At 59.4% G+C, this 15,040-nt stretch carries 14 protein-coding genes; 13 read left to right on the top strand and 1 reads right to left on the bottom strand.

All coding sequences use genetic code 11. The annotated features are described in order from the left end of the window. The first annotated feature begins 114 nt into the window (after positions 1-114). From CXF97_RS07030 to CXF97_RS06980, 10 genes are all read left to right on the top strand, one after another. Positions 115-1,953, top strand: a complete 1,839-nt coding sequence (locus tag CXF97_RS07030) for a long-chain-acyl-CoA synthetase (protein ID WP_101157464.1) — start codon at positions 115-117, stop codon at positions 1,951-1,953. A gap of 96 nt (positions 1,954-2,049) precedes the next feature. Then, positions 2,050-2,568: an ankyrin repeat domain-containing protein gene (locus tag CXF97_RS07025; protein WP_101157462.1), complete on the top strand. Its 519-nt coding sequence runs from the start codon at positions 2,050-2,052 to the stop codon at positions 2,566-2,568. A 134-nt stretch (positions 2,569-2,702) separates the two neighbouring features. After that, positions 2,703-3,233: a hypothetical protein gene (locus CXF97_RS07020; RefSeq protein ID WP_101157460.1), complete on the top strand. Its 531-nt coding sequence runs from the start codon at positions 2,703-2,705 to the stop codon at positions 3,231-3,233. A gap of 71 nt (positions 3,234-3,304) precedes the next feature. Beyond that, positions 3,305-3,496 (top strand): PLDc N-terminal domain-containing protein, encoded by a 192-nt coding sequence (locus tag CXF97_RS07015; protein WP_101157458.1) that lies wholly within the window; start codon positions 3,305-3,307, stop codon positions 3,494-3,496. 244 nt (positions 3,497-3,740) lie between these two features. Further along, positions 3,741-4,616 (top strand): polyamine aminopropyltransferase, encoded by an 876-nt coding sequence (gene speE, locus CXF97_RS07005; RefSeq protein WP_101157454.1) that lies wholly within the window; start codon positions 3,741-3,743, stop codon positions 4,614-4,616. A 224-nt stretch (positions 4,617-4,840) separates the two neighbouring features. Continuing rightward, on the top strand, positions 4,841-5,074 hold the full coding sequence (locus CXF97_RS07000) for a hypothetical protein (protein WP_101157452.1): 234 nt from the start codon (positions 4,841-4,843) through the stop codon (positions 5,072-5,074). A gap of 209 nt (positions 5,075-5,283) precedes the next feature. Further along, entirely contained in the window at positions 5,284-5,631 is a 348-nt protein-coding gene (locus CXF97_RS06995; protein ID WP_101157450.1) for a ribonuclease E inhibitor RraB, read from the top strand. 477 nt (positions 5,632-6,108) lie between these two features. Then, a complete protein-coding gene (locus CXF97_RS06990) occupies positions 6,109-7,518 on the top strand; it encodes a circularly permuted type 2 ATP-grasp protein (protein ID WP_101157448.1) in 1,410 nt (469 codons plus the stop codon). A 12-nt stretch (positions 7,519-7,530) separates the two neighbouring features. After that, complete coding sequence (locus CXF97_RS06985) at positions 7,531-8,481, top strand: alpha-E domain-containing protein (protein WP_101157446.1); 951 nt, start codon at positions 7,531-7,533, stop codon at positions 8,479-8,481. Beyond that, positions 8,478-9,281: a transglutaminase family protein gene (locus tag CXF97_RS06980; RefSeq protein WP_101157444.1), complete on the top strand. Its 804-nt coding sequence runs from the start codon at positions 8,478-8,480 to the stop codon at positions 9,279-9,281. Before CXF97_RS06985 ends, CXF97_RS06980 begins: the two co-directional genes overlap by 4 nt. 118 nt (positions 9,282-9,399) lie before the next feature. Here CXF97_RS06980 and CXF97_RS06975 read toward each other — a convergent pair whose 3' ends face one another. After that, a complete protein-coding gene (locus CXF97_RS06975; protein ID WP_101157442.1) occupies positions 9,400-10,221 on the bottom strand; it encodes a cytochrome c in 822 nt (273 codons plus the stop codon). A gap of 577 nt (positions 10,222-10,798) precedes the next feature. Here CXF97_RS06975 and CXF97_RS06965 point away from each other — a divergent pair. From CXF97_RS06965 to CXF97_RS06955, 3 genes are all read left to right on the top strand, one after another. Then, the gene (locus CXF97_RS06965) at positions 10,799-12,004 is read left to right on the top strand and encodes an acetyl-CoA C-acetyltransferase (protein ID WP_101157438.1); all 1,206 of its coding nucleotides are present in this window, start codon (positions 10,799-10,801) and stop codon (positions 12,002-12,004) included. A 24-nt stretch (positions 12,005-12,028) separates the two neighbouring features. Further along, the gene (locus CXF97_RS06960; protein ID WP_101157436.1) at positions 12,029-14,173 is read left to right on the top strand and encodes a 3-hydroxyacyl-CoA dehydrogenase NAD-binding domain-containing protein; all 2,145 of its coding nucleotides are present in this window, start codon (positions 12,029-12,031) and stop codon (positions 14,171-14,173) included. Between the two features lie 92 nt (positions 14,174-14,265). Beyond that, positions 14,266-14,988, top strand: coding sequence for an amidotransferase (locus CXF97_RS06955; RefSeq protein WP_101157433.1), 723 nt, complete (start codon positions 14,266-14,268; stop codon positions 14,986-14,988). The last annotated feature ends 52 nt before the right edge of the window (positions 14,989-15,040 follow it).

The raw sequence follows: 15,040 nt of genomic DNA, 5'->3' as shown, positions 1-15,040 counted from the left end.
CCCCGCGAGCGCTGACGTACTTTCCCTCTCGACCCTCGACACAAACGTCGGTCGCTGCCATTACCCGATAACAAGAACAGCGACCCGCACGCCCGGGTCGAACGGGGAGCTTTCATGCGTCATGCGCCAAGCGACACGATTACCTGGGGCATGATGCTCCGCAAGCTGCCGACGATCGCCAAGGCCATCCCCCGGGTGGTCAAAGGCATGAAGGCAGCCAACGTCACTGATCCCACCCAAACGTGTGGCCTGGGCTGGACTTTCGAGCAAGCGACGCTGCGCAATCCAGACGGCGTGGCGTTACTGCAGGATGACGTTGCATTGACCTACACTCAGGCCAACCAGTGGGCCAATCGCATCGCCCATTACCTGAGCGAGCAGGGCGTTGGCAAAGGAGATGTCGTCGCGGTTTTCATCGAGAACCGTGCGGAACTGCTGGTGACGATCCTGGCGCTGGCCAAACTGGGCGCAGTCAGTGCGCTGCTCAATACCTCGCTGATGCGCGACTCGCTTATCCACAGCATCAATCTGGTCTCGCCGGTCGCCATCGTGGTCGGCGAAGAGTTGACTGCGGCCTATGCCGGCGTGCGTGACCAGGTGTCCATCGCAGCACCGCGCACCTGGTTTGTCGCTGATCACGACACCTACAGCCATCCGGGCATCGCGCCCGAAGGTTACGTCAATCTGATCAGTGCCAGTGCCGACGCCTGCAGCGATAACCCGCCAAGCAGTGCACAGATCTTCTTCGACGATCCATGCTTCTACATCTACACCTCAGGCACCACCGGCCTGCCCAAGGCCGGGGTATTCAAACATGGGCGCTGGATGCGCAGTTCGGCGAGCTTCGGCATGATCGCCCTCGATATGCGCCCGGATGATGTCGTCTACTGCACCTTGCCGCTGTATCACGCCACAGGCCTTTGCGTGTGCTGGGGGGCGGCGGTCAATGGCGCTGCTGGCTTCGCCATCCGTCGCAAATTCAGCGCCAGCCAGTTCTGGAATGATGTGCGCCGGTATCGCGCCACCACCATCGGCTATGTCGGCGAACTGTGCCGCTACCTGGTCGAGCAACCGGCCAGCGCCGATGACAACCGTCACGAGGTGCGCAAGATGATCGGCAACGGCCTGCGCCCCGGTGCCTGGGCCGCGTTCAAGACACGTTTTGCCGTCGACCACATCTGTGAGCTGTACGCGGCGAGCGACGGCAATATCGGTTTCAGCAATATCCTCAATTTCGACAACACCGTCGGTTTCTCGCTGATGGCCTGGGAGCTGGTTGCCTACGATCACGACAGTGGCGAGCCGTTGCGCGGCGAGGATGGTTTCATGCGCAAGGCCGGCAAGGGCGAGCAGGGCCTGCTATTGGCGCGGATCGACGACAAGGCGCCGCTGGACGGCTACACCGATCCGCAGAAAACCGCCCGCGTCGTACTGCACGATGTGTTCAACAAGGGCGATCGCTTTTTCAACACCGGCGACCTGCTGCGCAACATCGGTTTCGGCCACGCGCAGTTCGTAGATCGCCTCGGTGATACCTATCGCTGGAAGGGCGAAAATGTCTCGACCACCGAAGTCGAGAACCTGTTCTTGCAGCATCCGTTGATCTCTGAAGCGGTGGCCTATGGGGTAGAAATCCCCAATACCAACGGACGTGCGGGAATGGCGGCGATCACGCCCGCCGAATCCCTGGCCACGCTGGATTTTGCCGAACTGTTGAGTTTTGCCCGGCAACGCATGCCGGCTTATGCCGTGCCGTTGTTCTTGCGGGTGAAAGTAAAAATGGAAACCACCGGGACCTTCAAATACCAGAAGACTCGCCTGAAAAAGGAGGGCTTTGACCCCGGACTCACGGGCGATGACCCGATCTTCGCCTGGCTGCCTTGCAGCGAAACCTATGTGCATGTCAGTGAGCAAATCTTCACTGAAATTCAACAAGGCAAACATCGATATTGAGTGTGGCTATTGGGGCGCTCGGAAAAAACCAAGTGACAGCCACCGTCGCGCTCGGGAAACTGTCGGCCTTCCGATAGACCGAAAATGGAGTGCCCCATGTCCGACCAAAGCCGCCAGATGACCCCTGAAGAAGCTGCCGAATTCACTGAGCAGGTTTTCAACAAGGCGCGCGACGGTGATGCCGAAATGCTTGATCGCCTGGTCACCGCCGGGCTGCCGGTGAACCTGAAAAACAGCAAGGGCGACACGCTGCTGATGCTTGCCAGTTACTACGGCCATATCGATGCGGTGAAGGTTCTGCTTAAACACAAGGCCGATCCGGAAATGCGCAATGGCAATGGCCAGAGCCCGATTGCCGGTGCAGCTTTCAAAGGCGACCTGGCGGTAGTCAAAGCACTGGTCGAGGCGGGCGCCGAGATCGAAGGTTCCTCGTTCGATGGCCGCACGGCATTGATGATGGCGGCGATGTTCAACCGCGTTGAAATCGTCGATTACCTGATCGGCCAGGGCGCTGATCCGCAAGCCAGGGATGCCAATGGCGTAACCGCGCTGGATGCGGCGCGAACCATGGGCGCGGTGGATACCACTGCGCAGCTGGAAAAGTTGTTGGCTTGATAAACGTCAAGACATCGCAGCCTGTACTCGGTCAAACGCAGAATCTGTAGCAGCTGTCGAAGGCTGCGATGTTTTGCTTTTCTGCGCTATTCTTCGCGCCCGCAAAATCTACCTTCGCCACAGGATCCGCCCTCATGAAAGCCGCACTCGTCGAACTCATCAGCAAAATCAGCTCCGGCTGCATGGGCGAGGACGAGATCCTGAAAGTCGCCGACGAAGCCGCGCAGGCCTACGCTGATGCCGATGCGTTTCTGGCAGCCAATCCGGACATCAACTACGACGACACCTTCCCGATTCCGCTGGGTGAGTGGGTGGTGGTCGGCAGCCTGCCGGAAACCGTATTGTTCCAGGCCGACACCTACGTCGATCTGTTCGCGCAAATCGTTGCCTCGTTTGGCCCGGGTGTGGATTTCAACCTCAAATCCAAACAATTGGCCAAGACCGAAGCGCTGACTGCACTCAACCGTATCCAGGTGCAGATGAGTAGCCTGAACAAGGAAAACGGCGGTTACACGCTGATGAACTTCAGCCAATTGCTCGACGATGAGCTGCAGATGGTCCTGGTCTACGGGAACGATGTGCCGCGCGTGCTCGAGTTATGCGCCGAGATCGGCATCGCCGCTGCGCCGGCGCTGGAAGCCTTGAAGGTTGCCGTTCACGTCTGAACGCAATAAAAGGGAACGCTGCGCGCGACCGTCTATCCTAAAAGTGCATGCCACTATTCTGGAGCGACACCATGGGTTCCACGTTCAACGGTCTGATTGGTCTGATCATTCTTGCCCTCGACATCTGGGCCATCATCAACGTACTGAAAAGCGGCACCTCCACCGGGATGAAAATCGTCTGGGTGTTGCTGATCATCTTCCTGCCGGTGCTCGGCCTGATCATCTGGGCGATTGCCGGGCCACGGGGCAACGTGCGGATCTGAATCAGCTAACACCGCAATACCCTGTAGGAGCTGCCGAAGGCTGCGATCTTTTTGGGACGCAGAGCGTCCCCAGTTGCATTCCCACGCAGAGCGTGGGAACGATCAAAGATCGCAGCCTTCGGCAGCTCCTACAGGAATTGTGGTTGTGAGGTTCGACCTGTCATCTTCGGCAACGTAGAATGCGCGCCTTTCCCGGGCAATCGTCCCCACGATGACGCCCGCGCATTTATCGGAGCACCTGACCATGACCGTCACCAAGACCAGCGAGTACCTGGAAACCCTCTACGAAGGCTACGGCCAGCGTTTTCGCATGGAAAAACTGCTGCACGAAGTGCGCACCGAGCACCAGCACCTGGTGATCTTCCAGAACCCGCGCATGGGCCGGGTCATGGCGCTGGACGGCGTGATCCAGACCACCGAAGCTGACGAATTCATCTATCACGAAATGCTCACCCACGTGCCAATCCTCGCCCACGGCACTGCCAAGCGCGTGTTGATCATTGGCGGTGGTGACGGCGGCATGCTGCGCGAAGTGACCAAGCACGCCGGCGTCGAGCACATCACCATGGTCGAAATCGACGGCACCGTGGTCGACATGTGCAAGGAATTCCTGCCGAACCATTCCGCCGGTGCCTACGACGACCCGCGCCTGAACCTGGTGATCGATGACGGCATGCGTTTCGTCGCCACCACCACTGAAAGATTCGACGTGATCATCTCCGACTCCACCGACCCGATCGGCCCGGGCGAAGTGCTGTTCTCGGAGAACTTCTACCAGGCGTGCCACCGCTGCCTGAACGAAGGCGGCATCCTCGTCACCCAGAACGGCACCCCGTTCATGCAGATCGACGAAGTCAAAACCACCGCCGGTCGCCTGCGCAGTCTGTTCCCGGACTGGCACTTCTACCAGGCCGCCGTGCCGACCTACATCGGCGGCTCGATGACCTTCGCCTGGGGCTCGACCAACCCGGCCTACCGCAAGCTCAGCCGTGAAACCCTGCAGCAGCGCTTCATCGGCAGCGGCATCGTCACGCGTTACTACAATCCGGAGATCCACATCGGCGCATTCGCTCTGCCGCAATACGTGCTGCAAGCAGTCAACAAGCCGAGCAACGACTAAGACGACCCTGCAAAAATCCCCCCCTGTGGGAGCGGGCTTGCTCGCGAAGAGGCCGTGCCAGTCGACATTGATGTGACTGGCACACCGCATTCTCGAGCAAGCCCGCTCGCACATGTGCTCTGTGCGTTTTTTACGATCACGGCTGTAATCCTTTTGAACCAACTATCGCGGAAAAAAGTCGAGATAGAGGTAAGCCCATTTACGGGTTGATCGAGGAGGCACTGATGCAAAAGTGGAAAGTCACTTTCGTGGATGATCACGGCGAAATTGTTGATGAAGTCTTCGAACGTGAGGAATGCCCGTCCGATGATGAAGCCGCGCGGCTCATCAAGGAGCGGCTTCTTCCGATCGCCGCCCAGCTGGATCTCAACGATCTGGAAGGGCGCACCGCCGATGCCGGGGTGAAAAACCTCAAAACCCAGAACGGCATCGAAATCCGCAGCATCACACCTGTCTGAACACTTCCTGTCATCTCGTAAACCAGACCTTGGCAGCGGCGCTCTCTTGGGGCTACTCTGCAAGCGAGATCAGCGAATGGATCGCTAAGGTCTGGTCTTGTCAGCTACATGCTTGTTTCCCGCGCGCAACCACGTTGCCGTAGTACTTAGGCCAAAAGGCCCGGGGCGGGAATACGGAAAGTCTATCCATCAATCGAGGGGGACGATTCATGAGCACAGCCTATCAAGAAGACATCAGCAGCAAGGTTCTGCGCCGCATGAAAGAAGGCGGTTTCGATTTTTCCCGGTTCCATCCCATCGAGTTCTACGCGATTTTCCCGGACGAGGAGCGGGCGCGCAGGGCAGCAGGCAAATTTCGTGGCGAGTCCATCAATGCCCAGGTCAGTGCGCGCGACGATGGTGCCTGGTCGCTGGAATTGAGCAAAGTGATGTACGCAACCTATGACGACATCGGCGATTTTGAACAGGGCTTCTCCGCCGTAGTCGAGCCGTTGGGCGGCATCATCGAGGGTTGGGGCGTGAAGCAGGAGGTGCGCAATCGTTACCGCTTGAATTGATCTTGCGCATTGTCTGTCGAGCAACGGCTGACCTTCGGGTCGGCCGTTGTCGTTTCTGGCCTGTGCACATCGCTGTGGCAAAACCCTGAAACAAGAATCCCGGGCAAAAAAAAGCCACCGGAGAGGGTGGCTAAAAGGGAAGACGGTTATGCAGTGAAGTCTTGGCGGCACGGGGCTGCCAAGGCAGTTCAGATCAATTGAGCTGGCTACGTCGCCGCACCTTGCCGGTGAAGTTTTGCAGCGAATGCGCGGATTATCCGCAGGCGCGGCCGGGCAGTGAAATCAACTCTGACTATGCTGGTGATAGGCGATGCAATGCGTCGCAATGAAGCGGGGGCAATCGGGCCGGGGCATTTGCCGCACAGGAATGGTGCGCTGCCTTTTGCGTGGATCTACAACCGATTGATATCAAAGCGTTTATGCCGATGGCACGGGCCTTGCGAAGGCCTGTATGTCCGGAGTGACAAGGAGTACGGCATGATCCGCACCTATTTTGACGAGATGTACGATGCTGGCGGCCTGGTTCGCCCGCATTACCGGGAATTTGCCCGTTGGCTGGCCGAGACGCCTGACGAGTTGCTCGCGCAACGCCGCCGCGAGGCCGATCTGCTGTTTCACCGTGCCGGTATCACCTTCACGCTCTATGGCGATGAGCAGGGCACCGAGCGCTTGATTCCGTTCGATACGATTCCTCGCAGCATTCCCGCCAGTGAATGGCGGATAGTCGAGCGCGGCTGTATTCAGCGGGTCAAGGCGTTGAACATGTTTCTCGCCGATCTCTACCACGAGCAGCGCATCATCAAAGCCGGGATCATTCCCGCCGAACAGGTGCTGGCCAACGAGCAATACCAGTTGGCGATGCAGGGCCTGGATCTGCACCGCGACATCTACTCGCACATCTCAGGCGTCGATCTGGTGCGCGATGGCGATGGCACTTATTACGTCCTCGAAGACAATCTGCGTACACCCAGCGGCGTGAGCTACATGCTCGAAGACCGCAAGATGATGATGCGCCTGTTCCCCGAACTGTTCGCCGCCCAGCGCATTGCGCCTATTGATCACTATCCGAACCTGCTTCTCGACACCCTGAAAAGCTCAAGCCCGATCGACAATCCCAGCGTGGTGGTGCTGACGCCGGGCCGCTTCAACAGCGCGTTTTTCGAGCACGCGTTTCTGGCGCGGGAAATGGGCGTAGAACTGGTGGAAGGCGCGGATCTGTTCGTGCGTGACGACAAGGTGTTCATGCGCACCACTGACGGCCCGAAAGCGGTCGACGTGATCTACCGCCGCCTCGACGACGCATTCCTGGATCCGCTCGCGTTCAACCCTGACTCGATGCTCGGCGTGCCGGGGCTGCTGTCCTCCTATCGCTCTGGCAATGTGGTGCTGGCCAATGCCATCGGTACCGGGGTCGCGGACGATAAATCGGTGTACCCGTTTGTCACTGACATGATCCGTTTCTACCTCGACGAAGAACCGATTCTGAAAAACGTGCCGACCTGGCAATGCCGCAATCCGTCTGAACTGTCCCACGTACTGGCCAATCTTGCGCAACTGGTGGTCAAAGAGACTCAAGGCTCCGGCGGCTATGGAATGTTGGTAGGGCCGGCCGCGACGACGGCGGAAATCGATGCCTTCCGCGAGCGCATCAAAGCCAAACCGCATGCCTACATCGCACAACCGACGCTGTCGCTGTCGACCTGTCCGACGTTTGTCGAAAACGGCATCGCGCCGCGCCATATCGACCTGCGCCCGTTCGTGTTGTCCGGGCGCGAGACCCGAGTCGTGCCCGGTGGGTTGACGCGTGTTGCGTTGCGTGAAGGCTCCCTGGTGGTGAATTCGTCTCAGGGCGGCGGCACCAAGGACACCTGGGTAGTCGAGGATTGAAGGAAGCTTGCCATGTTAAGTAGAACTGCCTCGGATCTGTACTGGATGTCGCGTTACCTGGAGCGTGCGGAGAACCTCGCGCGCATGCTCGACATCAGTTATTCGCTGTCGCTGATGCCGCAGGACGGGCGCGGCGACGGTCTGCACGAACTCGCCATGCCGTTGCTGATTACCGGCACTCTCGAGGATTACCTTGAACGCCACGGCGATCTGCACGCCGAAAGGCTGCTGCATTTCTTTGCGCTGGACGCGGCCAACCCGGCCAGCATCTACAGCTGCCTCGGCGCGGCTCGGGCCAGTGCCCATGCGGTACGCGGGCGAATTACTGCGGACATGTGGGAAAACATCAACGCGACCTGGCTGGAAATTCGCGGGATCGCCGAACAGGGCCTGAGCCGCTACGGCATGAGCCGTTTTTGCGAATGGATCAAGGAGCGTTCGCACCTGTTTCGTGGCGCGTCCTACGGCACGATCATGCGTAACGACGCGTTTCGCTTCATTCGTCTGGGCACGTTCATCGAGCGCGCGGACAACACGCTGCGTCTGCTCGATGCCCGCTACGAAATGGCCGGCGATCAGGCCGAAGCGGTCAGCGATGGCACGGCCCATGCCTATTACCAGTGGAGTGCGCTGCTGCGAGCCTTGTCGTCGTTCGAGGCCTATACCGAAATTTATCGCGATGCGCCCGGCGCCCGGCATGTCGCCGAATTGCTGCTGTTGCGCGCCGATGTGCCGCGTTCGCTGCGTGCCTGTACCGAAGAAATCGACCAGATCCTGGCGCAGTTGCCGGGCGCCAATGGCCGCCCCGCACAGCGCCTGGCGGCGGAAATGGACGCTCGCCTGCGCTACACCGGCATCAACGAGATCCTCGAAGAAGGCCTGCACGCCTGGCTGACTGAATTCATTCCGCTGGTGCGCCAGTTGGGCAACGCCATTCACAGTTCCTATCTGGAGGCTGCATGAGACTTTCCATAAGCCACGAGACCACCTATCACTACGAAGATCAGGTGCGGGCGAGCATCCAGTACCTGCGCCTGACTCCCCACGACAGCGAGCGTCAGCATGTACTCAGTTGGCAACTCGACCTGCCGCGTCCGGTGCGAGCGCAGCTCGATCCGTTTGGCAACATCCTGCATGTGCTGACCATGGACGAGCCGCACGAAGCGATCATTATTGGCGCCCGTGGTCAGGTCGATATCGATGAATTGCGCGAGGCCGAACACGAAAGCCAGTCAGCGCTGCCCTTCCTGCGCTTCACGCGGCTGACCGAAGCCGACGAAGCCCTGCGCGAGTTTGCAGAGAAAAACTGCAAGCAACGCCGTGATCGCACCGCGCTGATCGATTTGATGCATGGCCTGAATCAGTACATGACCTACACCCCTGGCTCTACCGAAGTCGACACCAGCGCCGCCGAAGCATTCGCTGGTCGCGCCGGGGTTTGTCAGGATCATGCGCACGCATTTCTCGCCTGCGCCCGCAGCCTCGGCGTGCCGTCGCGTTACGTGTCGGGTTATCTGTATAGCGAAGATTGCGAGCATCTGGCCAGCCATGCCTGGGCGGAAGCGTGGCTGGATGACGCGTGGTACAGCTTCGACGTGACCAACCAGCTGGCACGCCCCGAACGACATCTCAAACTGGCGGTGGGCCTGGATTATCTTGATGCCTGCCCGGTACGTGGCATGCGCCGGGGCGGTGGCTGCGAGCAGATGCACGCGAAGGTGTTCGTCTCGCCGACGCCGGTAATTTCCGTGCAGCAACAGTAATTGCGGGGCCCTGTAGGAGCTGCGGCACGCTGCGATCTTTTGATCTTATCTGTAAAAAACAGGATCAAAAGATCGCAGCCTCGTTGCACTCGACAGCTCCTGCAAAGTTTTCTGCTGATCAGGGTTTAACTTTGCGCCCGGCCATGTGCTTGAGATAGCCCACCAGCATTTCGAGATCCCCGTCCGGCAACACCTGCGCCGAAAACTCCGGCATCTTCGCCTGCGGCCACTGGCGCAAACTCTGCGGGTCGCGAATGTAACGCTTCAAGAAATCAGCACCGAAATACTCGGTCGGGCTATACGGAATATTCAGATCAGGCCCGAACTGCGCATCCCCGGCACCATTCAACCGGTGACACGCCAGGCAGTTTTTCTGAAACAAGGCAAAACCCTGGTTCACCGGATCATCGGCCTTCAAGGCACGATCCGGCAGCAGGGCAGGGAAGCGCTGGGCCACTGGCGCCATCAACTTGATGCTGGCGACTTCGAACGGCCACTGTTCGGGGCTGATATTGCCGGCCTGCGGATCAGTCCAGACCAGATAGAACGGCCCGGCGCTATGCTTGCCCGCCGACAACGGTGGCCACGGCTGCGCCGGATCCTCGATTGCCAGCCATGCTCGTGCGCCGTCCCTGTCAAGCAACGGCGCAGCCGCCAATTCTGCGGCAAAGCCGTCCAGCGCCACCGCTTGCAAGTGATCTTCGGGCTTGACGCCGATCAGCAGCGCTGCCACAGGCACAACTTGATAGGTCATGTCTTTTTTGTAGGAAACATCATTGTTGATCGTGAGGGTTTGCACTTGAGGATGCTTGAGTAATTCCTCGGTCTGCCAGGTGCGGCTGTTTGCGCCTAACTGCAGGTCCAGTTGTGCGGCAGCCAAGGGCAAGCTCAGCAGCATGGCTGCGAGCGCAATGAGCGTTTTCAAATGATCGCCGTCCATGTCGGGGGAGTGCGCAAAGGTTGGCACAACCACGCTGGCCCGGGTAGCGGGCCAGTCACATTTTCAGTGGCGATATACAGCACGCGCCGCTTGAGTCAGCCGATGACCTTGGTCAGATTCGGCAAGATCAACAACAGCGTCGTGGCAAAAAGAATGAGTCCTGCTTGACGTACTTTCGGTTGTTTGAACATGGCTTGACCGCCTTTATTGTTATTTCCTGATGCATGCCTGACCGCATATCCCTGACAGCATGCGTTGCACTTCCTGTTGGAGGACGCCCGTCTCGGCAAAACCCGACGACGATGGCGTACATGTTCACCTTAGGGCCCACGTCAGCGGTGGCTTAGATCCATTTCATATGGAGCGCTCGCGAAAAGCTTTAAAAAACACATGAGGCGTATTGCCAGCTTCTTCGCCGCCCGCTGGCTAGACAACTCGGTGACCTGAACCGGTTCACCTGAGACCCGATGACCGTCCGTCTGAGCGTGTGCGTCAAGCGCTTTGAGCAATGTGGTCATTGCCTGGCAGTCTGCTCGGGGCGAAAGTGAAGCGACCATAGATCAGGTTCGAGGACGTCATGACTGAAGCTTTGATTTTCGATGCCTTACGCACCCCGCGCGGCAAAGGCAAGGCCGATGGTGCGCTGCACAGCGTTAAACCGGTCAACCTGGTGGCGGGTTTGCTGAGTGCTTTGCAGGTGCGCACCGCGCTCGATACCAGTCAGGTCGATGACGTCGTCCTCGGCTGCGTCACGCCGATTGGCGATCAAGGTTCGGACATCGCCAAAACGGCGGTGCAAGTGGCCGACTGGGACGTCAGTGTCGCCGGCGTGCAGATCAACCGTTTTTGCGCTTCAGGTCTGGAAGCCGTGAATCTCGGGGCGATGAAAGTGCGCTCAGGATTCGAGGATCTGGTGGTGGTCGGCGGCGTCGAGTCGATGTCACGGGTGCCGATGGGCAGCGATGGCGGCGCCTGGGCGCTGGATCCGCAGACCAATTTGCACAGCCACTTCACCCCCCAAGGCGTCGGCGCCGACCTGATTGCCACCCTCGAAGGCTTCAGCCGGCAGGACGTCGATGCCTACGCCCTGCATTCGCAACAGAAAGCGGCCCGCGCGCGGGCTGACGGCTCGTTCAGCAAGTCGCTGGTGCCGGTGCAGGACCAGAACGGCATTATCCTCCTTGATCACGATGAATTCATTCGCGCCGAATCGACCCTCGAAGGCTTGGGCAAGCTCAAGCCGAGTTTCGAAATGATCGGGCAGATGGGCTTTGACGCCACGGCGTTGCGGGTCTACAGCCATGTCGAGCGGATCAACCACGTGCACACGCCAGGCAACAGTTCCGGGATCGTCGACGGCGCGGCGCTGATGCTCATCGGCTCCGAAGCCAAGGGCCGCGCGCTGGGTTTGCAGCCGCGAGCGCGCATCGTCGCCACAGCCGTTACCAGTACCGACCCGACCATCATGCTCACCGGCCCGGCGCCGGCGACGCGCAAAGCGCTGGCAAAGGCCGGACTGCGTGTGCAGGACATCGACCTGTTCGAAGTCAACGAAGCGTTTGCCTCGGTGGTGTTGAAGTTCCTCAAGGACATGGCGGTTGACCCGAACAAGGTCAACGTCAACGGCGGCTCGATTGCTATGGGCCACCCGCTGGGTGCCACCGGTTGCGCGATCCTGGGCACCCTGCTCGATGAGCTCGAAGCGCGACATCTGCGCTACGGCCTGGCGACGCTGTGTGTCGGCGGCGGCATGGGCATCGCCACCATCATCGAACGGCTCTGAGCCCCGACTTCAAGGAATTCTGTTATGAGCGAAGCCATTCGTTACGAAAAAGGCCAGGACGGTATTGTCGTGCTGACCATGGACATGCCGGGCCAGAGCGCCAACACCATGAATGCCGTTTACCGCGAGGCCATGGCCGCTTGCGTCGCTCGCCTGGCAGCGGAAAAAGACAGCATTGCCGGGGTGATCATCACTTCTGCGAAGAAAACCTTCTTTGCCGGCGGCGACCTCAATGAACTGATCAAGGTCGGCAAGCCCGAGGCCAAAGCCTTCTACGACATGGTGCTGACGCTCAAGGCGCAGTTGCGCAGCCTGGAAACCCTCGGTAGGCCGGTGGTCGCGGCGATCAACGGCGCTGCGCTGGGTGGTGGTTGGGAAATTTGCCTGGCCTGTCATTACCGCATCGCCGTGGATGATGCCTCGCTGCAACTCGGTTTGCCGGAGGTGACGCTGGGGCTGTTGCCGGGCGGTGGCGGAGTCGTACGCATGGTGCGCATGCTCGGCATCGAAAAAGCCCTGCCGTATCTGCTCGAAGGCAAAAAGGTGCGCCCGCAACAGGCGTTGCAGGCCGGGCTGATTGATGAACTGGCAGCGAATCACGATGAGCTGCTGGCCAAGGCGCGCGCCTGGATTATCGCCAACCCGGCGGCAGTGCAGCGCTGGGACGTCAAGGGTTACCAGATTCCCGGCGGGACGCCGTCTAACCCGAAAGTGGCGCAGATGCTGGCGATCGCGCCATCGATCCTGCGCGCGAAAACCCAGGGCACGCTGCCGGCGCCGGAGAAGATTCTGTGCGCGGCGGTGGAGGGTGCTCAGGTCGATTTCGACACAGCGCACCTGATCGAAACCCGTTATTTCACAGAATTGACGACCGGGCAGATCTCGAAAAACCTGATCGGCACGTTCTGGTTCCAGTTGAACGAGATCAACGCTGGCGGTTCAAGGCCGCAAGGTTTTGCGCCTCATAAAACGCAGAAGGTGGGTGTACTTGGCGCCGGCATGATGGGCGCGGGCATCGCATTCGTCAGCGCCTCGGCCGGTATCGACGTCGTCCTCAAGGACATCAACCTCGCCGCTGCCGAGAAGGGCAAAGCGCATTGCGCGGCGCTGCTGGATAAGAAAGTCGCCCGTGGTCAAATGACTGTCGAACAGCGCGAAGCGGTGCTGGCGCGTATCGTTACGAGCGAAAGCGATGCCGATCTAAGCGGTTGCGATCTGATCATCGAAGCGGTGTTCGAAGATCGCCAACTCAAAGCCAAGGTGTCCGCCGCCGCGCAACAGGTAGCGGGTGGCGAAGCGGTGATCGCTTCCAATACGTCGACGTTGCCGATCACCGGTCTGGCGACGGCGGTGCCCGATCAAAGCAAATTCATCGGCCTGCATTTCTTCAGTCCGGTAGAAAAAATGCCGCTGGTGGAAATCATCAAAGGTGCGCAGACCAGCGCCGAAACTCTCGCTCGCGGTTTCGATTTCGTTCTGCAGATCAAGAAAACTCCGATTGTGGTCAACGACAGTCGCGGCTTCTTCACCTCACGGGTTTTCGGCACATTCACCAACGAAGGCATTGCCATGCTCGGCGAGGGCGTCAGTGCGCCGATGATCGAGACCGAAGCGCGCAAGGCCGGGATGCCGGTCGGGCCTCTGGCAATCTCCGACGAAGTTTCCCTCAGTCTGATGAGCCATATCCGTCTGCAAACGGCCAGGGACCTGCAGGCCGAGGGGCAAACGCCGATCGAGCATCCGGCCTTCGCCGTGATTGACTTGATGCTCAATGAATTCAAGCGATCAGGCAAAGCTGCCGGAGGCGGCTTTTATGAGTACCCGGCGGGAACCTCAAAGCGTCTGTGGCCCGAATTGAAGACGCGTTTCGAGAAGCCCGACGGACAGATTCCAGCGAAGGATGTGCGTGATCGTCTGTTGTTTGTGCAGGCCATCGAAACCGTGCGTTGTGTGGAGGAGGGCGTGTTGACCTCGACGGCGGATGCCAACGTCGGCTCAATCTTCGGCATTGGGTTTGCCGCATGGACCGGCGGTGCGCTGCAGTTCATCAACCAGTATGGCCTGAAGGACTTCATCGCCCGTGCGCAATATCTGGCGGAGCAATATGGCGAGCGATTTACGCCGCCAGCGCTGCTGCTGGATAAAGCGGCGAAAGGTGAAATGTTCTAAGGCAAGCGGGCATTTCGGGGCTTGCCTTGGCCTGGTGTTTCAGGGCAGGCTCTGGGGTGTTCATTATTCCCATCACCTGTCAGGTATTTTTTATGCCGTTGCGCATCTGCATTCTCGAAACCGACATCCTGCGCCCCGAGCTGATCGATCAGTATCAGGGCTATGGGCAGATGTTTCAGCGCCTTTTTTCGCAACAACCGATCGCCGCTGAGTTCACTGTCTACAACGTGGTGAAGGGCGAATACCCAAGCGACGATCAGACTTTCGATGCGTACCTGGTCACCGGCAGCAAGGCCGACTCGTTCGGTACCGATCCGTGGATTCAAACTCTCAAGACTTATCTTTTGAATCGCTACGAGCGCGGCGACAAACTGCTCGGCGTGTGCTTCGGCCATCAATTGCTGGCGTTGCTGCTTGGGGGCAAGAGTGAGCGAGCATCCCAGGGGTGGGGCGTCGGCACCCACAGCTACAAGCTGGCGGCCAAGGCTCCGTGGATGAGCCCGGTGCGCGAGGAGCTGACACTGCTGATCAGCCACCAGGATCAAGTGACCGAGCTACCGGAGAATGCGACGGTGATCGCCTCCAGCGATTTCTGCCCGTTCGCGGCTTATCACATCAACGATCAAGTGCTGTGCTTCCAGGGTCACCCGGAGTTCATTCACGATTACTCGCGCGCACTGCTTGAACTACGGCAGGAAGCGCTGGGTTCGCAGATCTACAGCAAGGGTGTTGCCAGCCTTGAGCAGGAGCATCACGGCGCTACGGTCGCTGAGTGGATGATGCGGTTTGTGGCGCACAAGCCGGAAGCTGCCTGACACTTGCAAGTTCCAAAGATCGCGGCGGCAGCTCCCACATCGAAATTCTGTA

It is taken from the genome of Pseudomonas sp. Choline-02u-1, assembly GCF_002836515.1.
Classification (GTDB): Bacteria; Pseudomonadota; Gammaproteobacteria; order Pseudomonadales; family Pseudomonadaceae; genus Aquipseudomonas.
Note: the sequence above shows the minus strand (reverse complement) of the source record. Positions and strands in the feature narration are given on the sequence as shown.